Below are 20,637 nucleotides of genomic sequence, written 5' to 3'. Positions count from 1 at the left end.
AATATTGAGCGGCAGCCTTGCCGTAAATATATGTCCTTTCCTAAAAATAGTCGGGGTGTTGAAAGCGTTCCTGCTGGCGCAAGGAAATTTAATCAGGTTGTGAGCTAACGCTCATTACGCCACGGGTTATAGCAAGGTGATTTAATCTTCTGGAGTATAGACAAGGAGTTAGGTGCCAGGGTGGCACCAGGAAGAACTATTGATATTTCGTATGGTGGCACCTGATATAAATAACATCAGGGTTTAACCTCCACTATTTCTAAAATAAGAATGCGCTATTCTTTTATATTGAATAGCACATTCAGTTTTATTTCATCATCTCGCGAATTAATTTTCCAAGCTGCTTAACCGCCTGTTCTTCGCGTTCACCCCAGTGCCATGCGGTATTAAAACGAAAGAAACGTGACCATGTCCCCGAGGTTGAAAACATCTTGCCTGGTGCGATGCTGATGTGGTGCGCCAGCGCCTGGGTACTGAGCTCTCCCGCATCCAGCGGTTCTGGCAGTTCGAGCCACAGAAAATAGCCGCTGTCGTTATGGTGTATTTTGACCTCCGCCGGAAGATGACGCAGCAACGTTTGCCAGGCCTGCTGTTTGCGTTCCGCCAGCTGACGACGTAGCCGTCGCAAATGCGCGTCATAACGCCGGGTCGACAGGTAGTCCACCAGCGCAAGCTGCATTGGGGAACTGGTGGATAAGGTGCTCATCAACTGGAGTCGCTGAATACGACGGGCATGTTTCCCGGCAGCAACCCAGCCGATGCGAAAGCCGGGGACCAGACATTTCGAGAAGGATGAACAGTGCAACACCCTGTCCCCTCGATCCCAGGCTTTAGCCGGCAGTGGTTTCTCCCGGCCAAAATAGAGTTCGCTGTAAACATCATCTTCAATCAGCATCACATTGTATTTTTCCAGTAATGCGACCAGATGGGCTTTTTTCTGTGCGCTAAGCGTAAAACCCAACGGATTTTGGCTGTTGGTCATCAGCCAGCAGGCTTTGACCGGGTACTCCTGTAGTGCCTGTTCCAGTGCGACAAGGTCGATTCCGTCCTTCACGTCGGTGGCAACAGACAACGCCTTCAGGCGCAATCGCTCCAGAGCCTGTAATGCCCCGTAAAAACACGGGTTTTCGACAATCACCCAGTCTCCCGGCTCAGTGACCGCCTGCAGGCTCAGGTTAAGCGCTTCAAGTGCGCCGGTGGTGATCACAATTTCATCCGGGGAAAGGGTCATTCCCTGTTGCGCATATCGACGGGCAATAGCATGACGCAGTTCATCATTTCCCGGCGGCAGGTTTTCGATAACGCTCATGGCGGTAGCCGTTTTACTCACCTGAGCCAGCGAGCGATTAAGCTGCTGAAGCGGAAATAAGCGCGGATCGGGGAAAGCGGATGCAAACGGCATCACGGAAGCATCACGACTGGCCTGCAGCATGTCAAAGATGTAGGTGTTGATATCCACGGCTTCATCACGCATGACCTGTACCGGCGGCACGGCGGCTTCGCGTTCGGGGCGCGCGGCAACATAATAGCCCGACTGCGGCCGGGCGATGATCCGCCCCTGACTTTCCAGCAGTTGGTAGGCATGCCCCACAGTCATAAAACTCATCCCGCTGCTTGCCACCTGCTCGCGCAAAGAGGGCAACCGATCGCCTGGTTGCCATACGCCAGACGCGATTTGATCGCGAATTTGCTCCGCCAGTCGCTGGTACTTTTTCATTTTTCGTCCTGATTACCGGTGTCGGTGACAATCACTGTGTATATCAGTTTACATAATCAGGGTGTTTTTTATAACTGTTATAGTTAACAGTTTTACAACATCGTTAACGCCAGCTCTTTGCCTAAGGCGCGCGCAGCAATCTGTACGGCATCAATTTTTGTCGTGTGCTTTAAATCAAATAAACGGGTGATCTCCTGCTTAGGTCTGCCGATCCTGTTCGCCAGTTCCTGTTGGGTGATTTTTGATTCAAGGAAGGCATTCAGCAAAAGAACCTTAGACGCAACGCTCAGCGGTATTTCCACGTAGTCATCTTCAGCGCCAACCGCCGAGGGGAGAGGAATCGCCTCGTTGTCGTCGAAATAGAATTCAAAAGCGGTAATCAATGCCGCCTGCGCGGCCTGCAAAGCGTCATGGCGGGTATTTCCCTGAGTTAATGCTTCCGGAATATCCGGGAACGAAACCACAAACCCACCTTCCACTGCCGGTGTTAGAGTAACGGGATAACGCATAGGTTTTTCAAAATCTCTCATATAATCAACCTTGTAGTGATGATGATTACAGTAAGTCGAGCTGCTTAATAATCGCTTTTCGCAAGGCTTCTTTTATTTCATCACCTGGATGTCTGGGCATAACGCTACGCCTTCCCTGATATCTCAGTTTCAGATGATTTGAGCCGTTTGTAACAGCGACTCCCTGAGATTCAAGCCAGCGTCTGAACTCACTTTGCTTCACTGCGCCTCCCTGTAGTCTATTATATACACAAAGTAAACATTTATGATTACCTTTTAATTACCTTGCTACTAATATCGCAAAATAACTCACGTGGGGAGGACGCAATTCAATAACAGGAATCCAGCTTCCAGATTTCATATCAGTCTGGCCAACCTATAACAGCAGCACAACTGTTATGGTTAAAAAGAACTGTTCTGTTTCTGCCCCACATTTCGCCTGGGGCTTAGAATTGCGCCAAATCAATTTTGCCTGCGGAGTTAAGCATGTTCGGTCTTGACGCGTTTCACCTGGCGAGGATCCAGTTCGCGTTTACGGTGTCCTTTCACATCATTTTTCCGGCCATTACCATCGGCCTCGCCAGCTATCTGGCGGTGCTGGAAGGTCTCTGGTTGAAAACCAAAAATCCGACCTGGCGTTCGCTGTATCATTTCTGGTCGAAAATATTCGCCGTAAACTTTGGTATGGGCGTAGTGTCCGGGCTGGTGATGGCTTATCAGTTCGGCACCAACTGGAGCGGTTTTTCCGAGTTCGCCGGAAGCATCACCGGGCCGCTGCTGACCTATGAAGTGTTAACCGCCTTCTTCCTCGAAGCGGGCTTCCTCGGCGTAATGCTGTTTGGCTGGAACCGTGTGGGGCCGGGACTTCACTTCTTCGCCACCTGTATGGTTGCACTGGGTACCATTATTTCTACTTTCTGGATACTGGCCTCCAACAGTTGGATGCAAACACCGCAAGGCTATGAAATCGTTAACGGCCAGGTCGTTCCCGTCGACTGGTTCGCCGTTATTTTCAACCCTTCATTCCCATATCGTTTGTTGCATATGTCCGTTGCCGCTTTCCTCAGCAGTGCGCTGTTTGTCGCAGCGTCAGGGGCATGGCATTTATTACGCGGGAATAACACTCCGGCTATTCGAGCCATGTTTTCGATGGCGCTGTGGATGACGTTAATCGTCGCCCCGTTGCAGGCATTGATTGGTGATATGCACGGGTTGAATACGCTGAAGCATCAACCTGCCAAAATTGCCGCCATCGAGGGGCACTGGGAAAACCCGCCCGGCGAACCCACTCCGTTGCTACTGTTCGGCTGGCCGGATATGGCGCAAGAGCGCACCCGCTATGGGCTGGAAATTCCGGCGCTGGGTAGTCTGATCCTGACCCATAGTCTGGATAAACAGGTCCCGGCGCTAAAAGAGTTCCCTAAAGAAGACAGGCCCAACTCCACCATGGTGTTCTGGTCATTTCGCATTATGGCGGGGCTTGGCATGCTGATGATCCTGTTGGGTACATTCGCCTTGTGGTTACGTTACAAGCAACGCCTGTATACCTCACGTCCCTTCCTGCGTTTCGCGCTGTGGATGGGACCGTCTGGTCTGATCGCTATTCTGGCCGGTTGGGTCACCACTGAAGTGGGTCGTCAGCCGTGGGTGGTTTACGGTTTGCAACGCACAGCGGATGCGGTTTCCGCACATGGTGATTTGCATATGAGCATCAGCCTGCTGGCCTTCTTTGTGGTTTACAGTTCGGTCTTCGGTGTGGGTTATAGCTACATGATTCGCCTGATCCGTAAAGGGCCACAGGAAGATGATCCGACCCTCCCGCCAACTGGCACACCTGCACGGCCGCTTTCTGCTGCTGTCCTCGATTCTCAAGCTGAGGCACATCGCTAATGGGTATTGATTTATCAGTTATCTGGTTCGTTATTATCGTGTTCGCCACGCTGATGTATATCGTGATGGACGGCTTTGATCTCGGGATCGGTATCTTATTCCCCGCCATTCAGGATGCTGATGACCGCGATGTGATGGTCAACAGCGTCGCACCGGTATGGGATGGGAATGAAACCTGGCTGGTACTGGGCGGCGCAGGATTGTTTGGTGCATTTCCTCTGGCCTATGCGGTCATTGTCGATGCACTGACGATCCCACTCACCCTGATGCTGATTGGCCTGATTTTTCGCGGCGTTGCCTTTGAGTTTCGTTTCAAAGCCACACCGGCACACCGACCGTTCTGGGATAAAGCCTTTCTGGGCGGTTCAATTCTTGCCACGTTTACCCAGGGAGTGGTCGTGGGTGCGGTCCTCAACGGATTTTCCGTTACTGGCCGCAGCTACAGCGGCGGTCCGTTTGACTGGCTAACGCCTTTCACGCTGTTTTGCGGGCTGGGACTGGTGGTGGCTTACGCCCTGCTGGGGGCAACATGGCTGGTGATGAAAAGCGAAAAACCGCTACAGGATAAAATGCGCAGTGTGGCAAAAAAACTGCTGCTGGCGATGTTGGCTGTCATTGCCATTATCAGCTTGTGGACGCCGCTTGCGCACAGTGCGATTGCCGATCGTTGGTTTAGCCTGCCAAATCTGTGGTTCCTGATGCCGGTTCCGCTGCTGGTCGCACTCATCAGTCTGTTGCTGTGGCGTTCTCTGGGCCAGCAACATAGTCATGCCCCGCCATTTATATTGACGCTGGGTTTAATTTTTCTCGGTTTCAGCGGGTTGGGGATCAGCATCTGGCCACATATTATTCCGCCGTCTATTACCCTTTGGCAGGCCGCGGCGCCGACGCAAAGCCAGGGCTTTATGTTGGTGGGAGCGCTGCTGATTATCCCTATCATTCTGGTGTACACCTTCTGGAGCTACTACGTTTTCCGCGGCAAAGTTCAACATGGTGAGGGGTATCATTGATGCAACAATCTATCTGGAAACGCCTGATGTGGCTGGTCATTCTCTGGGGCGGCAGCGTGCTGGCCCTGGCGGCCGTCGGTTCATTCTTTCGCTTACTGATGACGGCGGCGGGATTTAAGTCCTGATTTTACCCCTGGTAACAACCGGATCGCGCGGCGCTTCCCGGTTGTTACAAATCCTAATGCAGACTAAACAAAAATGTAAAAAACATCGAATTGGCAAAACAGAGATTGCCATTAACCCGATTAAAATATTGAATAGTCACATGGCGAAATTATTGCCGATTCCACAGCTAACGTACCAGAGGGTGCATGATGTTTAAGAAAGGGTTAACGGTGTTATTGCTTGCCAGCGCGCTTTTCTCCGGCCAGCTTTTCGCTACTCATCAGGGACATGAATATCTTCAGGTACAGGATGCCGATCATTTGTTACGCCACACGGCAGACAGCGATGAGCTGAGGGTGACGGCGGAAGAATCCGCCGCCGATCTACGCGAACACCATCACTGGCAAAAATCACGCAAGCCAGATACACACCTGAGTTAGCCCTTCCGCTTCGGCAGTGTTTTCATCAGCTCATCAGGGCTGACAGAAGCCACTACGCTGCCCGGCAATGGCATTTTCAGAATGTGGTGTTTCATCTTGCCGATAACGTGCATTTCGCACGGTCGGCAATCAAATTTCAGCGTCAGCACTTCATCGCCATTCACCAATTGCATCGGAGTGGCTTTCCAGCTTTTGATATTCCCTTTTGCCTGTTTCGGACACAGATTGAATGCAAAACGCAGGCAGTGCTTGGTAATCATCACCGGAACATCGCCCTTTTCTTCATGCGCTTCATAGGCTGCATCAATCAACTGGACGCCATAACGGTGGTAAAACTCACGCGCTTTATGGTTATAGATATTGGCCAGAAAACTCAGATGCGTCTGCGGATAGACCGGCGCCGGCTGGGCAACGGGTTTACGACTGCCGCGTCGGTAGTTTTCCAGACGCGCGGTATCCAGCATGTCGATGGCTTCGCGGCGCAGTTGGTTGAGTTGACCATTCGGAACAAACAGCGCCCCCGGCAGATTCACCTGAATGTCGCGGGCGTAGTACAGCGTCTGTCCAAGTTTTGCCAGACCATCCTGCAAGTTACTCAACGCTTTTTCTGCATTGTTCGCTTCTTCAAACTGACCATCCAGCGTATGGGTGATACTCACACCATCTTCACTGGTTAGCGTCAGGATCAATTGTTCCTGCCAGCCGCCCAATTCAATATCAACCGCGACACGGCGTTCGCTGGACGTCTTAGTTAGCGCCTGCTGCCAGTTATGATCGAGATTGCGATTGAGCGGATGGTGCGGCCGCACTTTGTGCAGGTCCGTTGGCATTTCATTTGGCCATACCCGATAACGATTATTCCCCGTTTTCTCTACAGTATTGGCACGGAATCCAACCACATCACGCTTAATCAATACGTTCAGGCCATCCCCGTTTGCCAGTGGTTCCGACACCTCGACATCAAGATAATCCTTCGCCACCTTCAGTACCTCACCCACTGGTAAGCCAATGAATTTAGGTGAGTCGAATGCACCGATGTCGCCTTTACGGGCATTTACAAAATAGTCAGTGCTGCCGCGGTGGAAGGTTTTCTCTGTAGATGGCGTGAAGAAATGCTCAGTGCGACCTGCGGATGAACGTGCCAGATCGCCGCGTTCTTCGATGATGGCATCCAGTCTCTGCCGATAATGTGCAGTGATGTTCTTCACATAGCTCATGTCTTTGTAGCGCCCTTCAATTTTGAAGGAACGAACTCCGGCATCAATCAACGCACCGAGGTTGGCGGTCTGATCGTTATCTTTCATCGACAGCAGGTGTTTTTCATACGACACCACCCGGCCCTGATCGTCTTTCAGGGTATACGGTAGTCGGCAGGCTTGTGAACAGTCACCGCGGTTAGCGCTGCGCCCGGTTTGCGCATGAGAGATATAACACTGGCCTGAATAAGCAACGCATAACGCACCGTGGATGAAAAACTCGATAGTCGCGTCCGTCGCCTGATGAATCGCGTGAATCTGCTCAAGACTCAGTTCGCGCGCCAGTACAATCTGCGTGAATCCGACGTCAGAAAGAAACTTCGCCTTCTCGACGCTGCGAATATCACACTGGGTGCTGGCATGCAGTTCAATCGGCGGGATATCCAGTTCCATAATCCCCATATCCTGCACAATCAGCGCATCAACGCCGGTCTGATACAACTCGGTAATTAACCGCTGAGCAGATTCCAGTTCATCATCATGCAAAATCGTGTTCAACGTCACAAAGATCTTCGCCCCATATCGATGAGCGAATGGCACCAGTTCAGCGATATCTTTCAGGCTGTTACTGGCGTTGTGACGCGCACCAAAACCCGGGCCGCCAATGTATACGGCATCCGCGCCGTGCAAAATGGCTTCGCGCGCAATGGCGGTATCACGAGCCGGGCTTAACAATTCAAGGTGATGAGGTTGCTGGCGCATACAGTTGTTACCATCCACAAGCGGTAAAAATGGCGGCTATTGTAGTCAGAAGCGCGGCATTTCGGAATAGTTTTCCCGATTAACCACGTGGGTAATGGATCAAGGAGTGAAAGTGAACCGTCTGTTCGCTGCTGTTACGGTAACTATGTGCAGTATCACCCGCAAAACGGACACCCTCACCCGATTTGATGGTTCGCCACTGCCCATCAATGCACATATCCAGCAGACCACTAATCACCACTACGTGCTCAACCACACCGGTTTCATGCGGTGTAGATTCACTCAACGCCCCCGGTGCCAGCAATATTGAAAAATGGTCAAAGCAGAGTTGTGGATCCCACGGAAACAGCGGTGTCACTATCATTGCCTGCTGTTGGGGATCAAAAGTCGCGGTGCCTTCTGACTCTGGTGGTGAAATAAATGTCGAAAACGGCACGTTCAGTCCGGTGGCAATTTTCCATAGCGTCGCCACTGTTGGGCTGGATTCATTGCGTTCTATCTGCCCCAACATGGCTTTGGATACCCCCGTTTCTTCTGCCAGACGCGACAGACTCCATTCCCGCTGATGACGTAATGTCCGGAGCGTGGTAGCCAGATAGTGGGTTAAATTGTCCATTGTCGCCTTCCTCTATCTCCTGTTTCTGCCCATCAGCTTATCACTTGTACGCTATAACGCACAGTGCTACAGTAAATGACCGTTATAACGCACGCGGAGTCGCTATGCGCACATTATTAATCCCTTTACCCACCGTTTTATCGGGTTTTGTTGCCGTGCTGGTCGGCTATGCCAGTTCGGCAGCCATCATCTGGCAAGCGGCGATAGCCGCAGGCGCAACGACCGGGCAGATTGCGGGCTGGATGACCGCGCTGGGAATCGCGATGGGCGTGAGTACGCTGGCATTGTCAGTGTGGTATCGTGCTCCCATCCTGACTGCCTGGTCTACGCCCGGTGCTGCGCTGCTGGTTACGGGTCTGCAGGGCGTGACCATTCAGGATGCTATCGGCGTTTTTATTGTGGCTAACGCGCTGATAGTCCTGTGTGGTGTGACGGGGTTGTTTGCACGTCTGATGCAGATAATCCCACACTCACTGGCATCGGCAATGCTGGCTGGGATCCTGCTGCGTTTTGGTTTGCAGGCATTCAATAGCCTTAATAATGAGCTTATCCTGTGCGGCAGCATGCTGCTGGCGTGGCTGATGTTAAAAGTTGTCGCGCCCAGGTACGCCGTCATTGCTGCCATGCTGGTGGGTATCGCCATCGCACTGCTAAAAGGTGACATTGTCACTTATAACATTAATTTATCTCCGGTGATGCCTGAATTCATCGCCCCCCACTTTTCTCTAGCACACAGTATAAGCATCGCATTGCCGCTCTTCCTGGTTACCATGGCGTCACAAAATGCTCCTGGCATTGCCACCATGAAAGCATCAGGTTATTCCTTGCCCGTTTCACCGCTGATTATTTTCACGGGGCTGCTGGCGTTACTGTTTTCTCCCTTTGGCGTCTACTCCATCTGTATTGCCGCCATCACCGCCGCAATTTGCCAAAGTCCGGATGCGCATCAGGATGCCCGGCGACGCTGGTTAGCCGCTGCTGCTGCCGGGATTTTCTACCTTCTGGCCGGAGTGTTTGGTGGGTCGGTAACCGGATTGATGGCCGCTCTGCCGGCAAGCTGGATCCAGATGCTGGCTGGCCTCGCCTTGCTCGGAACGATTAGCGGTAGTCTGTATCAGGCATTGCTTCATGAAGCGGAGCGAGATGCTGCCATCGTCACCTTTCTGGTTACTGCCAGTGGTTTGACCTTATTGGGGATTAGCTCTGCGTTCTGGGGATTAATTGCCGGAGGGATATGTTATGCCGTGCTGAGATTATCGCGACGCACGTAATTGCGTTGGTGTCTTGCCCGTCACCTGCTTAAACCGGTTGCTAAAATGGCTTGCTGAACTGAATCCACAAGCCATCGCGATATCCGACAAGCTACGTGAAGAATAACGGACCAGTTGCTGCGCCAGCGCCATACGACGCTGCATAACATACTGGTGCGGGGCCATATTCATCGACTGGCGAAACATTCTGGCAAAGTGGAAATCGCTCAGTGCCGCTTCACCTGCCAAATCGCTGAGGGTCATTGGGTAGGCCAGATGCGCGTCAATATAGGCCAGCACATTGCGCAATGTGGCTGGCGCAAGCCCACCCGTTACCACCGGCGGCCGCCATTGAACGTTGCTGTAATGTTGAATCAGATGCGTCAGCAACAGCGAAGATGCCGCGCTGAGCGTTAGGTGATTAGCCGGCTGCTGCCAGTCATTACCCAGTAAAAACTGGCGATAAACCGCCGTGATCCCCGGATCGCTGCCGAACGTATGTTCGTCCAGCGTGAAGCTGTAAGGGCTTTTGTCCCAAACTTTCTCACCCACTTCCCGTAGATGCGCGTCGGTACAATAAAGATGTACAAAGGAGAGATCGTCACGAATATCCCAACTGGATTCGCTCTCTTTCGGCATCAGGCAGAAGCGATCCGGGCCGCCGCCGTTTTTCCAGCCCCCCGCCGTCTTGTGATAACTCTCGTAGCCATCCGCAACATATAGGCTGAGCGTGTGGTGATCGCAATACTGGGTAATGGTGTCGCGTTTGTTTGACCACGCCGCCAGCTGAATCCCTGAATGTAACGCAACCGACTCATGCAGCACGGCATTATGTTTGCGTAAGTTTTCAAAGGCACCGTAGGGCTGAGACATACCATCACATTCAGAATAGGTTAGCAGGCTTTCAGTCTATATCAGCAACATGTTGTTCACAGCCTCCTTTTCATGTTTGCGAGAAAAAAGCGCAAGATTTTGCAAGTCGACCGCAAACCGATGAAAGCCCCCTACCGCCAGGCGTGACACAGTGTGGGTCTGATTACAAAAATGAGAGAGTTGTATGAACGCACTGTTGTACTGTCTGGTCGTCGTTATTTGGGGAACAACATGGATTGCGATTTATTTGCAGCAAGGCCCAGTTTCTGCGCCAGTTTCTATCTTTTGGCGTTTTGCCGTTGCCAGCTCGGTGATGATCCTTATCCTGCTGTTCAGCGGCAAATTGCGTAAACTCTCCCGACGCGACCACCTGTTTTGTCTGTTACAGGGCGGGTGTGTTTTTTGCTTCAATTTCTGGTGTTTTTACACCGCCGCAGCGTGGATTAATACCGGCCTGGAGTCGGTGATTTTCTCGATGGCCGTGCTGTTCAATGCGGTGAATAGTTTTATCTTTTTTGGGCAAAAACCACTGGTACGCTTTTATTTCGCCGCGGCGCTGGGGTTGACGGGTATCATCACCCTGTTCTGGCAGGATTTGCTCAACAGCGGGTTCAACCATTCGCTGCTGCTGGGTATTGGTTTAAGCGCTCTGGGGACGTTTGGTTTTTCCCTGGGCAATATGATAAGCCTGCGTCATCAGAAAAAAGGGCTTGAGGTGATGACCACCAACAGCTGGGCCATGCTGTATGGTACGCTACTGATCGCCGTCATTGCGCTGGTGCGCGGGGACAACTTCACGCCGCAGTGGACTTTCAGCTATCTTAGCGCGCTGTTATATCTGGCTATTTTTGGCTCGGTAATTGCTTTTGGCGCCTATTTCACGCTGGTAGGACGCATCGGTCCGAGTAAGGCGGCCTACAGTACGCTGCTTTTCCCGCTGGTGGCGCTCACGCTGTCAACGCTGTATGAAGGATACGTCTGGCAGGCTAACGCAATTGCTGGATTAGTGCTGATTTTGCTGGGTAATCTGGTGATGTTTGCACGCCCGGAGGCGTTAATGGAGAAACTACTGTACCGTCGTCGGACGGCATAAAAAAAGCGCACCATCCAAAGATGGTGCGCTCAGCGTTACTGTTTTTTGTTGACATCAAACATGGAGGCATCTGTCGCCATGTCATCAACAACTTTCTTCAACGTTTCGAACGCCATCGGCGTACTCTCGTTGTTCAGGTCCTTGCCTTCACCCTGACGTACCACTTTAATCACCGGCTTATTAGTTGCCGCATCGATCAACTCACCTTCAAAATAGAGGTGAGTATCCATGGTACGGTGACCTGTCGCCATTTGTGTCCCCGCGACGAGTAACGCAACCGGGACCACTTCATAGAACTGCAGCCCTTCCTTGCTGGTTGCAACACCGGTAATTGCGCCACGGAATATCAGGCTACGCGGGCCGGGGGTCGTCACCAGAGGTTTACGTTTACTAATGGCGGTTTTCATTTGCGTATTGGTATAGCTCAACAGTTTATCCAGCACCTGTTGCCCAACCTGAGTCGTTGGTTTAGGAATCGGATAATAGGTTATCGGGTTATACACAATACTGTCATATTTGGACTCATTGAAGTTGGGATCAACCCAACGCAGCACAGGCAGTCCTGTTGCCGATTTAGTTTCCTTCAGACCAGAGTAATCTTTCAAAAAACCTGAATATTTATCTGGCTGCGTTATTTTTGACGCACAGCCTGATAACGCCAGTAAACCCGTAAGCACTGCAACTTTAAATAAAGTTTGAGCACGCATGGAACGATCCCTTAGTATTTGCAGATATGCATCTGAAATAGTAGCAAAAGGAAATCATTTTAGATGTGCGAAAAATGGTAAGCGCCGCACAATTTTATTTCTGCGCTCAGCACAAAAAATGCTGAACGCAGAGCGTGGGCCATCAGCCGATTTTGCGGGCCAGCATGGTCGCAAAACGCAGTTTAATACGATTTCCGTTTTCGTCTGTACGATGCAGTTCGCCCACGTCTTCGTTATATTTCAGCAGTTCCCATCCGCGGTAATAGTCGCGTAATTCCCCCGCTTTAAACGCGAACGGGAAGCCAACGGTGCACGGGAAATCATCGGTATCCATCGCCGCAACGATTAAGTTATATCCACCCGGTTTCGTGCAACGCTGCATATTATCGATAAGCCCCGGAATAGTTTTTGCTTCGAGGAACATCAGCACTACGGTAGACAGGATAAAGTCGTATTCACCATCAAAACTCAACGCATTAAGATCCGCGACGCTCGCCTGCAGATGAGTCAACCCTTCGGCTGCTTTGATACGCTCAAGGTTAGCGATGCTCATGGGATTTTTATCCCATGCTGTCACGTCATAGCCGTTTGCCGCAAGGTACAGGCTGTTACGGCCATTGCCGCAGCCCAGGTCTAACGTTTTACCTGGTTTAACAATTTTCGCCGCTTCAACGACATCGGAATGCGTACGGGTTAAATCGTATTTCTCAGTAAAGTAGTTTTCGTCGTAAAGGGTCATTATTTATCCTCAGATTTCAGTAATGCAGCACGCTCCGTGCGGATGAGTAGTTTTCCCTGCATCAGCAATGCAAACGTACGTACCAGTAATAATGCAATGATAAAATTGGTAAAAATAAACAGTGGGATCGACAGCGTATGAAAAAATCCTGATTCGCTACCGTGTCCCAGATGTAGCCCCGTTGTCGCCAGAGCCGACACGCCAAACGAGATGCTCCAGAAAGACGCATTAAAGGGCTGAGACAGATACCACGGCATGAGGCGTAGCATAAAAAGAAGTTGCAGCAGACCATAGCCGAACAGCATTTTCGCCAACGTATCGCCCTCGCCGCCATTGACGCTAAGCCAGGCGCTGCAGGCGACCAGCGCAGGCGCCAGTTGAATGCCAAGTGAAGTACGTAATACCGTTGGCAGCTCGCCGCAACTGCGTAAACGTTGCAGGATCACCGGCTCCAGGCTGAGCCAGGAAAATACCCCTGCCCCCAAAAACACCAATCCAGCGTCGTTGAAACCCAACGCACCACAGGCCATTGCGCTAATAAAGTTATTGGCGACAGTCGGCAGATACAGCCCCGGCGTGGTGGCTTCTTCTGGGTGCTCCCCGCGCCATAATCCCGCGGTTTGCCACGCCGCGTACACCAGTTGGATAACGACCCCAATGCTGAACAAGCCAAGCGCCAGCGGTCGACACCAGGGAACAAAACCAATCGCGACCAGCATGGTTGTGGCCGGAAACAGACTGACAAAGCTACTCATCACCGGATGACGAATCTCCGCCAAAACGCTATGCGGAAAACGCAGTAAGCGACTAAAAAAGGCCAGCGTCAGCAGCCCCCAAATGACCATTGCGAGGATGATCAGACCGTCGCCGATCCAGTGGCTCACAGACCACACCTGGCTGGCATAACGCCACGCAAATCCCATCCCTATGATGCCCAGTACCATGCCAAAATAACCAGCAGGAAGATTGAGGACCTGTTCACTCTGCTTGTTCTTACTCATTTTGTTTATTTTTTAAAGTATATTTGAAATGCATTTTATGGAATTTACGCTGATTTAGCCAGTACGGAAAACTTTGCTACGTTTAACTAAGGTGCGCAACACGGAAATGAGCTATGACCAAATACCGTCTGAGCGACGAACCTCGCTCCTTCAGTTACCAGGATAATGGCAACAAAAGAAGCGTATTACTACGCCAGATAATTGCACTGTTTGATTTTAATGATGTTCCGGCTGGCACGCATGGTGGCTGGATTGATAATGAAGCCGTACTGGCGCAGTGTGGTGATTGCTGGATTTACGATGAGAACGCGATGGCATTTGCGGGGGCAACCATTTCTGGAAATGCCCGCATTACGCAGGCCAGCGTGATCAGAGATGGCGCTCAGATTGGCGATGCCGTATGGATAGATCGGGCTGAAATTAGCCATGGCGCGCAAATACGTGACAATGTCACCATTCAGGATTCTGTTGTACGTGGCGAATGTTTTTTGTCGGGTGATGCACGTATTCTGGGAGGCTCCGAAGTCATCGCCGCTAAAGGGTTAACCCGTGAAAGTGACCAGCCCCTACAAATATATGATCGCGCAACCGTAAACCATTCACGCATTGTGCACCAGGTGCAGATCTATGGCGATGCAACCATTGACTACGCTTTTATTGAACACCGCGCCGAAGTTTTTGATTGTGCTCACATCGAGGGTAATGAGGAAAATAACGTTTGGATCTGCGATTGTGCGAAGGTATACGGCAACGCCCGCATCATCGCTGGTACCGATGAAGATGCGATACCGACCCTGCGCTATAGCTCACAGGTGGCTGAGCATGCAGTGGTTGAAGGTAACTGTATCCTGAAACACCATGTGCTGGTCGGGGGACATGCAAAATTACGCGGCGGGCCACTCTTGCTGGATGGTCACATCCTGATTGAAGGCCACGCCTGTATTCTGGGTGAAGTGCTGATCGAGCATCATATTGAGATAACCGGGCAGGCCCACGTTGAAACCTTTGATGGTGATGCAATCCATCTGCGCGGGCCAAAAGTGATCAACGGCGAACAGCGTATTACGCGCACCCCCCTCGCCGGTTTATTCTGAATCGCTATCAATGATGCGAGCATAGAGATTCACATCATGGTAATCACCATTGAGGAACTCTGCCTGCTTTAAACACCCTTCCAGCTGAAAACCGTTGCGCAGCGCCACCTGGTTACTTTCCTGGTTATCCACACGGCATTTAATAATGAACCGACGGATCTCGCCACGCTGCGCATAATGATGAATCAATGCCTGTAGCGACCGTGACATAATGCCCTGTCCCTGATGAACTTCATCCAACCAGTAGCCAATGTAAGCCGCTTTATTCAGCGGTTCTATTTGGTTAAATGAGATAACGCCAACCACTTCACCTTGTTTGAAGATAAGGAACATTTTGGCGTAGCCACGCTGGTGCAACATCATATTCCCCTGCACATTCTTACGCGTATCGTCCTCAGATTCGACAAGCTGCGGCCAGTTCAGCGACCGCTGGAGCCAAACTTTATTTTTGAGCACCAGTTGATGCAAAGGCGTGACGTATTGTTCTTCTACTGCCCGCAGTTCCAGCGTGTCACTGACGGTAATAATTTCTGACATGTTTATCTCCTTTGCGATTGTAAACGGGGGATATCTGACTGGCAGTAGCCGATATTAATCTGTTTAGCACCGAGAATGTCATATTTTTATGCTGTAACAGCAATCACTTAGAAACAATCTCTGGTGCGGAAGCCGTTACTCTGGATGTCCGGTTATCCCATATCTGGATAGGCCGTAATGATGACAACAACACTTTCATTCTATTGCTAAGGAGCAAGCATGGCAGCACCTTTGGGTCGTTTAGCACTTATTCCGCTTTTACTGATTACCGCCTGTCACCAACCCGTCCCCACCACGCAAGCGGGTCCTGTCCCCTTTGCCGTTAACAAACAACAGGTTGTGGATAATACCACGCTGGAAATTTCCCGTAGCGCGCTGGAATATAACATTCATAAAGTTCAGCAACTGCTGGGAGACAAAACCCGGATGTGCGCCATTCTTAAAGGCGATGCGTATGGCCACGATCTCTCACTGGTTACGCCGGTGATGATGCAAAACGGTGTGCAGTGTATTGGCATCGCCAGCAACGAGGAGATTAGCATTGTTCGTCAGTCAGGCTATACATCGCAGCTAATGCGCGTTCGTAACGCGACGGAAAAAGAGATGCGCCAGGCGGCAGATTTTGATACCGAAGAGCTGATTGGCAATCTGGATATGGCTAAACGTCTGAGTGCAATTGCCCACGAGAAAGGGAAAACGATTCGTATCCATCTGGCACTGAACTCTGGCGGTATGTCACGAAACGGTCTGGAAGTCAGCACCGCGGCAGGCCTGGAAGAGGCCCGCGGCATTTCCATGTTACCCGGTCTGAAAATTGTTGGCATCATGTCGCATTTCCCGGAAGAAGATGCGGCGGTGGTAAAACGCGATCTGGCCCGTTTCAATACGCAATCGGCCCAGGTACTCAAAATTACCGGGCTTAAGCGCGAAGATGTCACCTTGCATGTCGCGAATACGTTCGCCACCCTGACCGTTCCTGAATCCTGGCTCGACATGGTGCGTGTTGGCGGTATTTTTTATGGCGATACCATTGCCAGCACCGAATACAAACGCGTCATGACGTTTAAATCCGCAATCGCGTCGGTAAACCATTACCCCAAAGGAAATACCGTCGGCTATGACAGAACCTATACCCTTAAACGTAATTCCGTTCTTGCCAATATTCCGACGGGTTATGCTGATGGCTATCGTCGTGTGTTCAGTAATGTGGGGCACGTATTGATCCACGGCCAGCGGGTTCCGGTGCTGGGTAAAACATCCATGAATACCGTGGTTGTTGATGTGACCGATCTACCACAGGTTGCCTCCGGCGATGAAGTAGTGTTATTCGGTAAACAGGGAAATGCGCAGGTGAGCGCAGAAGAAGTCGAAGAAATTAGCGGCGCGCTGTTCACTGAAATGTCGATCCTCTGGGGGGCGACAAACAAACGCGTGATGGTCGATTAACGCCTAAAACAGGAAGGGCTTCCTTTTCTCGCTGGAAGCCCTTTTACACAGTGAGCACAGTACTATTTAGCTCTCACTGACACTCTCTCTTTGCAAAATTTTGAGCAAATCTTCCTTCAGGTGGAGTTTCTGTTTCTTAAGACGAACAATGTCCAAACTGTATCCCCGACCATCCGAACCTTCCAGTCTGGAAATCTCATGATCAAGGCTGTTGTGTTTTTCGAATAAGGACAGAAAACGAGGATTCTCGGATTTCAGTCGGGAAATAAGGTCTCTGTATTCTGGAAACATACTTTCTCCCTGTTAGTGGACAAGAACGTGTAGAAGAAATACACACCTTCAGCTTATCGGTTTGAGTCAGGGAAAAATGCGAGCAGGATCGAGTAAATAGCGTACAGAGCTTTTTAAGAAAATGACGAATATGGCTCCCCGTCAGGAGAGCCATAAAGGTGAGGATCAACGCATCTCGCGGTCGTCAACGTACTGGCGTTTATCCGGCGCTGGCGGGAAGTACTGATACAGCCAGGTTTCACTGATGGCATTGCCCTGACAACGCAGGAACATACGCATATCTACCGGATCGGTTGAGTCAGATGTCGGATACCAGTCAAACTGGATCCGGTAGCCATCGATAGGTTCAACGTAGAGGATCTCAATCTGTTTCGCTTCACCACTCGAAAGCGTAATTACCGGTTCAATACCTTTCGGCGCGGCGGCTTTTAAATCGCCACCGACGAAATCAACGGCAAAACGTCGTGCCCATTTTTCCGGGTAGTGCTCGCCCGGCGCCCATCCTTCCGGGAAGCCGCCCATGCCTGTACGGGTCGCCATCACGCGAGCCAGCGGCGAACGCACCGGCGGCTGAGCGCTCCAGTACAGACGGTATTTGAATTCCAGCTCATCGCCAGCTTTGATCTTCTTCTCCGGCTGCCAGAAGCAGACGACGTTATCCAGCGTTTCACCGGTCGTCGGGATCTCCATTAAGCCAATGGTTCCCTTGCCCCACTGGTTACGTGGCTCGACCCACAGGCTTGGGCGCTTGTTGTACCAACCCATGATGTCCTGATAGTGGGAGAAGTCACGATCCAACTGCAGCAGGCCAAATCCGCGCGGGTTGTTATCGGTATAGGCATTAAACTGCAGTTTTTGCGGGTTATTCAGCGGACGGCAGATCCACTCGCCATTGCCTCGCCACATAGCCAGACGGTCGGAATCATGAATTTGCGGGTGAATGGTGTCACACATCCGGCGTTCATTGTTACCACAGCTGAACATGCTGGTCATCGGCGCAATGCCGAGCTGCTTGATGTCTTTACGCGCATAGACATGATTCTGCACATCCATGATCACCTGCGTTTTCTCACAGTGGATCACAAACTTAAACGCGCCGGTTACGCTTGGGCTATCGAGTAGTGCATAAACAGTAAATGAAGTGGCACCCGGTTTAACCGTTTCGAACCAAAATGCGGTGAAGTCCGGAAACTCTTCTTTGCTGTCGGTATACGTATCAACCGCCAGACCACGCGCCGACAAACCGTACTGATAGGTGTCATCTACGGCGCGAAAATAGCTGGCTCCCAGGAAGGACACTACGTCACGACGGGCCAGTTCAGGCGCTTTGAACACGCGAAAACCGGCGAAACCGAGATCAGTTTGCCCTTCCAGCTGTTTGGTATCCACACCGGCATCGTTGTACTTGAAAAGCTCCGGGCGGAAGTGGATCTCACGCGCCATATGCGTACTGTCATCAACCGAGAACATGCGCACGCGGCGACGAAAACCCATGCCTACATGGAAGAATTGCGCGTCAAGCTGACGATTTTCAACGTTGTTCCACAGTGACTGTTCTGCGTCGTACTGAATACTGTTGTAAGCCTGCGGCGTTAGTTTAGCCAGCGTATCCGGCAATGCGCGCGGCGAGCCGCCCCAGGGTTTCTGTGCTAAATCATGGGCCATCGATTGCAGAACGGAAAAATCAAAACGTACGGTTTTTCCGTCTGCAATGTCAGACTCTGCCGCATAGGCAGCGCGGGAAAAGAGTGATGCAATACCACTGGTTCCGCACACGGCGGCCACTGCCATTGAACCTTTAATAAATCGTCTGCGATTCATGCCTGAAAGTGAGTCCTTCTGGTCGTGTAAATGGTCCCGCGCCGGTCAAAATCTGCGGCAAGAGAGTGCACATTTCTGACCGCCCACTCTAGACAAAATTCATTAATAATCCAATTGTTGGTCGCCGATTATCTGTACAAAATCGAAAATATTTTATGTCGATGAGAACAGGCCGAATTCCATGTAAATTCAGTTAAAGTAAACCACACCGCCGTTTACTGCGTTCTTCTGCCTCCTGATACAACGCAAACTCATCATATACTGCGCAGCCCAGCGCCTGTTCAAAGGCATCGCGGCTGGCATTACCGTGGCTGCGCGCCTGCGTTTCATTACCCAGATTAGACTGGAAAATCCCTGCGGCGCTCACCGGCAAGAAATCTTCGTAGGTGATAGGCTGAGCAACCAGCCAGCCCCGCTCGATGAGCGGCTGCGGGTCGTCATCCGGGCGAATAGCCTGGCGATGCGCTTCGCCCGACGGCGTCAGACGATAACGAAACCAGGCAAGTCCTTGCTGGCGCAACAGAAACTCGCTGTCCGGAAACGCCTTAAACACGTCCTGAAGATGCAACTGGTGCGTCAGGTTATCTTTCCCCGTCCCCGCTTTACTCAACAGTTCGTCGTACAACTCCCGGCCTTTTGGCGTCAGCGCCACGCCGCGCTGTTCGATTTCGCCAAAACGTGCCGTGTGAGTTCCACGCATTTCGCCGGCAAACAACACCGGTTCTTCCAGCGCCTTAAAGCTGGTCTGACGCAGCAAGATGGGCACCTCGCGCCGTGGTGGGCCTTCAATGAGAATTTTCGGTGTAATACCGCACTCCGGCATCATCGACTGTACCCGATCGATATCCAGCGTGCGCGGCGTCAGGTGATTGATATGGCAACCGGGAAAACAGACCACATCGGCAATCAGCCGATGCTCGTTATGCAAGGCATGATACGTTTGTTCATCTACGGTGGCGTGTTGATGCCAACGGAACGTTTCCAGCGCCTCATGCACAAACTCTTGCGCCTGCGCCTGCGTAAAACTGCCGTGCGCATCAAACTCATCCAGCAATTCGTGACAACGACGCGTGAAAATATCACGCTTTGCGAGGATCTCCGCGGCCTGCTGGCGCAACACCACGTTCTCGATTAATTCGAGGCGTAGTAGTGACGTAAATACCCGAAACGGGTTGCGCGAAAGCGAGGCATCATCGATGGGTCGAAACGCCGTGGAATGGACGGGGACGCCGGCCTGGGAGAGATCGTAATAGCTGACCGGATACATCCCCATAATGGCAAACATCCGCCGCAGTGTAGACAACTCCTGCGCAGTACCGACCCGAATTGCCCCATGGCGTTCAACATTGAGCCGCGCCAGTTCATCCGCATTAGCCAATTTTTCATGTAGCGTCGGATTATTTTCCAGTACCGCCAGATTCACATCAGCGACAAGTTCCAGCAACGTGCCATACTGCGGGACTTCCTGCTGGTACATTGCTGACATAGCCTGCGAAAATTGTTCCCGAATCTCATCTGCCGTGATGGTGTTCGCCATAAT

The 20,637-nt window shown here is 51.4% G+C and carries 21 protein-coding genes; 8 read left to right on the top strand and 13 right to left on the bottom strand.

What is annotated here, in order from left to right; translation table 11 throughout:
* Positions 1–307: 307 nt before the first annotated feature.
* From IB196_RS10920 to IB196_RS10910, 3 genes are all read right to left on the bottom strand, one after another.
* Positions 308–1,717: a PLP-dependent aminotransferase family protein gene (locus IB196_RS10920; RefSeq protein WP_005126747.1), complete on the bottom strand. Its 1,410-nt coding sequence runs from the start codon at positions 1,715–1,717 to the stop codon at positions 308–310.
* 92 nt (positions 1,718–1,809) lie between these two features.
* Positions 1,810–2,226 carry a type II toxin-antitoxin system HicB family antitoxin gene (locus IB196_RS10915; RefSeq protein ID WP_005126746.1) on the bottom strand — a complete coding sequence of 139 codons (417 nt, stop codon included), beginning with the start codon at positions 2,224–2,226 and terminating at the stop codon, positions 1,810–1,812.
* 46 nt (positions 2,227–2,272) lie between these two features.
* Positions 2,273–2,449: a type II toxin-antitoxin system HicA family toxin gene (locus IB196_RS10910; protein ID WP_005126745.1), complete on the bottom strand. Its 177-nt coding sequence runs from the start codon at positions 2,447–2,449 to the stop codon at positions 2,273–2,275.
* A 263-nt stretch (positions 2,450–2,712) separates the two neighbouring features.
* Between IB196_RS10910 and IB196_RS10905 the strand changes: the two genes are divergently transcribed.
* The 4 genes from IB196_RS10905 to IB196_RS10890 all read left to right on the top strand — a co-directional run bounded on the left by IB196_RS10905 (position 2,713) and on the right by IB196_RS10890 (position 5,671).
* Positions 2,713–4,116: a cytochrome ubiquinol oxidase subunit I gene (locus IB196_RS10905; protein ID WP_040230988.1), complete on the top strand. Its 1,404-nt coding sequence runs from the start codon at positions 2,713–2,715 to the stop codon at positions 4,114–4,116.
* The gene (cydB, locus tag IB196_RS10900; RefSeq protein ID WP_040230985.1) at positions 4,116–5,126 is read left to right on the top strand and encodes a cytochrome d ubiquinol oxidase subunit II; all 1,011 of its coding nucleotides are present in this window, start codon (positions 4,116–4,118) and stop codon (positions 5,124–5,126) included. Before IB196_RS10905 ends, cydB begins: the two co-directional genes overlap by 1 nt.
* Positions 5,126–5,251, top strand: a complete 126-nt coding sequence (locus tag IB196_RS10895) for a DUF2474 domain-containing protein (RefSeq protein WP_005126742.1) — start codon at positions 5,126–5,128, stop codon at positions 5,249–5,251. The genes cydB and IB196_RS10895 overlap by 1 nt, the downstream gene beginning before the upstream one ends.
* A gap of 189 nt (positions 5,252–5,440) precedes the next feature.
* Positions 5,441–5,671: a DUF2554 family protein gene (locus IB196_RS10890; protein ID WP_005126741.1), complete on the top strand. Its 231-nt coding sequence runs from the start codon at positions 5,441–5,443 to the stop codon at positions 5,669–5,671.
* On the opposite strand, the gene IB196_RS10885 is transcribed toward IB196_RS10890, so the two are convergent.
* Both IB196_RS10885 and IB196_RS10880 read right to left on the bottom strand, forming a co-directional pair.
* Positions 5,668–7,629, bottom strand: coding sequence for a U32 family peptidase (locus IB196_RS10885; RefSeq protein WP_155021076.1), 1,962 nt, complete (start codon positions 7,627–7,629; stop codon positions 5,668–5,670). The genes IB196_RS10890 and IB196_RS10885 overlap by 4 nt on opposite strands.
* Positions 7,630–7,708: 79 nt before the next feature.
* On the bottom strand, positions 7,709–8,245 hold the full coding sequence (locus tag IB196_RS10880) for an XRE family transcriptional regulator (RefSeq protein WP_005126739.1): 537 nt from the start codon (positions 8,243–8,245) through the stop codon (positions 7,709–7,711).
* Between the two features lie 104 nt (positions 8,246–8,349).
* On the opposite strand from IB196_RS10880, the gene IB196_RS10875 reads away from it, so the two are divergent.
* On the top strand, positions 8,350–9,516 hold the full coding sequence (locus tag IB196_RS10875; protein WP_155021077.1) for a benzoate/H(+) symporter BenE family transporter: 1,167 nt from the start codon (positions 8,350–8,352) through the stop codon (positions 9,514–9,516).
* On the opposite strand, the gene IB196_RS10870 is transcribed toward IB196_RS10875, so the two are convergent.
* Entirely contained in the window at positions 9,499–10,368 is an 870-nt protein-coding gene (locus tag IB196_RS10870; protein WP_040230980.1) for an AraC family transcriptional regulator, read from the bottom strand. The two genes, IB196_RS10875 and IB196_RS10870, sit on opposite strands and share 18 nt — an antisense overlap.
* A gap of 184 nt (positions 10,369–10,552) precedes the next feature.
* Between IB196_RS10870 and IB196_RS10865 the strand changes: the two genes are divergently transcribed.
* The gene (locus IB196_RS10865; protein ID WP_155021078.1) at positions 10,553–11,461 is read left to right on the top strand and encodes a DMT family transporter; all 909 of its coding nucleotides are present in this window, start codon (positions 10,553–10,555) and stop codon (positions 11,459–11,461) included.
* Positions 11,462–11,496: 35 nt separating this feature from the next.
* Here IB196_RS10865 and IB196_RS10860 read toward each other — a convergent pair whose 3' ends face one another.
* From IB196_RS10860 to tehA, 3 genes are all read right to left on the bottom strand, one after another.
* The gene (locus IB196_RS10860) at positions 11,497–12,168 is read right to left on the bottom strand and encodes a DUF3313 domain-containing protein (protein WP_005126733.1); all 672 of its coding nucleotides are present in this window, start codon (positions 12,166–12,168) and stop codon (positions 11,497–11,499) included.
* A gap of 142 nt (positions 12,169–12,310) precedes the next feature.
* Entirely contained in the window at positions 12,311–12,907 is a 597-nt protein-coding gene (gene tehB / locus IB196_RS10855) for a tellurite resistance methyltransferase TehB (RefSeq protein WP_188231635.1), read from the bottom strand.
* The gene (gene tehA, locus IB196_RS10850) at positions 12,907–13,908 is read right to left on the bottom strand and encodes a dicarboxylate transporter/tellurite-resistance protein TehA (RefSeq protein WP_188231636.1); all 1,002 of its coding nucleotides are present in this window, start codon (positions 13,906–13,908) and stop codon (positions 12,907–12,909) included. Before tehA ends, tehB begins: the two co-directional genes overlap by 1 nt.
* Positions 13,909–14,021: 113 nt before the next feature.
* On the opposite strand from tehA, the gene ydcK reads away from it, so the two are divergent.
* On the top strand, positions 14,022–15,002 hold the full coding sequence (gene ydcK / locus IB196_RS10845; RefSeq protein WP_040230975.1) for a YdcK family protein: 981 nt from the start codon (positions 14,022–14,024) through the stop codon (positions 15,000–15,002).
* On the opposite strand, the gene rimL is transcribed toward ydcK, so the two are convergent.
* Positions 14,994–15,539 (bottom strand): 50S ribosomal protein L7/L12-serine acetyltransferase, encoded by a 546-nt coding sequence (gene rimL / locus IB196_RS10840; RefSeq protein WP_040230972.1) that lies wholly within the window; start codon positions 15,537–15,539, stop codon positions 14,994–14,996. The genes ydcK and rimL overlap by 9 nt on opposite strands.
* Positions 15,540–15,758: 219 nt before the next feature.
* Between rimL and alr the strand changes: the two genes are divergently transcribed.
* Positions 15,759–16,985: an alanine racemase gene (alr, locus tag IB196_RS10835; RefSeq protein WP_188231637.1), complete on the top strand. Its 1,227-nt coding sequence runs from the start codon at positions 15,759–15,761 to the stop codon at positions 16,983–16,985.
* 66 nt (positions 16,986–17,051) lie between these two features.
* Here the strand turns inward: alr and IB196_RS10830 are convergent, their stop codons facing one another.
* From IB196_RS10830 to IB196_RS10820, 3 genes are all read right to left on the bottom strand, one after another.
* Positions 17,052–17,276 carry a YdcH family protein gene (locus IB196_RS10830; protein WP_003020276.1) on the bottom strand — a complete coding sequence of 75 codons (225 nt, stop codon included), beginning with the start codon at positions 17,274–17,276 and terminating at the stop codon, positions 17,052–17,054.
* A 165-nt stretch (positions 17,277–17,441) separates the two neighbouring features.
* Positions 17,442–19,097 (bottom strand): glucan biosynthesis protein, encoded by a 1,656-nt coding sequence (locus tag IB196_RS10825; RefSeq protein ID WP_188231638.1) that lies wholly within the window; start codon positions 19,095–19,097, stop codon positions 17,442–17,444.
* A gap of 193 nt (positions 19,098–19,290) precedes the next feature.
* Positions 19,291–20,634, bottom strand: coding sequence for a VOC family protein (locus IB196_RS10820; RefSeq protein WP_005126726.1), 1,344 nt, complete (start codon positions 20,632–20,634; stop codon positions 19,291–19,293).
* Between the last annotated feature and the right edge of the window lie 3 nt (positions 20,635–20,637).

The sequence above is a fragment of the Citrobacter sp. C6_1 genome (genome assembly GCF_014596835.2).
GTDB classification, from domain to species: Bacteria; Pseudomonadota; Gammaproteobacteria; order Enterobacterales; family Enterobacteriaceae; genus Citrobacter; species Citrobacter pasteurii.
This window is presented reverse-complemented; position numbering and strand designations above follow the sequence as displayed.

What these genes read in the sequence shown, in the direction of transcription:
- IB196_RS10920 (WP_005126747.1), bottom strand. Translation starts at nt 1,717, where the DNA reads ATGAAAAAGTACCAGCGACTGGCGGAGCAAATTCGCGATCAAATCGCG.
- IB196_RS10915 (WP_005126746.1), bottom strand. Translation starts at nt 2,226, where the DNA reads ATGCGTTATCCCGTTACTCTAACACCGGCAGTGGAAGGTGGGTTTGTG.
- IB196_RS10905 (WP_040230988.1), top strand. Translation starts at nt 2,713, where the DNA reads ATGTTCGGTCTTGACGCGTTTCACCTGGCGAGGATCCAGTTCGCGTTT.
- cydB (WP_040230985.1), top strand. Translation starts at nt 4,116, where the DNA reads ATGGGTATTGATTTATCAGTTATCTGGTTCGTTATTATCGTGTTCGCC.
- IB196_RS10895 (WP_005126742.1), top strand. Translation starts at nt 5,126, where the DNA reads ATGCAACAATCTATCTGGAAACGCCTGATGTGGCTGGTCATTCTCTGG.
- IB196_RS10890 (WP_005126741.1), top strand. Translation starts at nt 5,441, where the DNA reads ATGTTTAAGAAAGGGTTAACGGTGTTATTGCTTGCCAGCGCGCTTTTC.
- IB196_RS10885 (WP_155021076.1), bottom strand. Translation starts at nt 7,629, where the DNA reads ATGCGCCAGCAACCTCATCACCTTGAATTGTTAAGCCCGGCTCGTGAT.
- IB196_RS10880 (WP_005126739.1), bottom strand. Translation starts at nt 8,245, where the DNA reads ATGGACAATTTAACCCACTATCTGGCTACCACGCTCCGGACATTACGT.
- IB196_RS10875 (WP_155021077.1), top strand. Translation starts at nt 8,350, where the DNA reads ATGCGCACATTATTAATCCCTTTACCCACCGTTTTATCGGGTTTTGTT.
- IB196_RS10870 (WP_040230980.1), bottom strand. Translation starts at nt 10,368, where the DNA reads ATGTCTCAGCCCTACGGTGCCTTTGAAAACTTACGCAAACATAATGCC.
- IB196_RS10865 (WP_155021078.1), top strand. Translation starts at nt 10,553, where the DNA reads ATGAACGCACTGTTGTACTGTCTGGTCGTCGTTATTTGGGGAACAACA.
- IB196_RS10860 (WP_005126733.1), bottom strand. Translation starts at nt 12,168, where the DNA reads ATGCGTGCTCAAACTTTATTTAAAGTTGCAGTGCTTACGGGTTTACTG.
- tehB (WP_188231635.1), bottom strand. Translation starts at nt 12,907, where the DNA reads ATGACCCTTTACGACGAAAACTACTTTACTGAGAAATACGATTTAACC.
- tehA (WP_188231636.1), bottom strand. Translation starts at nt 13,908, where the DNA reads ATGAGTAAGAACAAGCAGAGTGAACAGGTCCTCAATCTTCCTGCTGGT.
- ydcK (WP_040230975.1), top strand. Translation starts at nt 14,022, where the DNA reads ATGACCAAATACCGTCTGAGCGACGAACCTCGCTCCTTCAGTTACCAG.
- rimL (WP_040230972.1), bottom strand. Translation starts at nt 15,539, where the DNA reads ATGTCAGAAATTATTACCGTCAGTGACACGCTGGAACTGCGGGCAGTA.
- alr (WP_188231637.1), top strand. Translation starts at nt 15,759, where the DNA reads ATGGCAGCACCTTTGGGTCGTTTAGCACTTATTCCGCTTTTACTGATT.
- IB196_RS10830 (WP_003020276.1), bottom strand. Translation starts at nt 17,276, where the DNA reads ATGTTTCCAGAATACAGAGACCTTATTTCCCGACTGAAATCCGAGAAT.
- IB196_RS10825 (WP_188231638.1), bottom strand. Translation starts at nt 19,097, where the DNA reads ATGAATCGCAGACGATTTATTAAAGGTTCAATGGCAGTGGCCGCCGTG.
- IB196_RS10820 (WP_005126726.1), bottom strand. Translation starts at nt 20,634, where the DNA reads ATGGCGAACACCATCACGGCAGATGAGATTCGGGAACAATTTTCGCAG.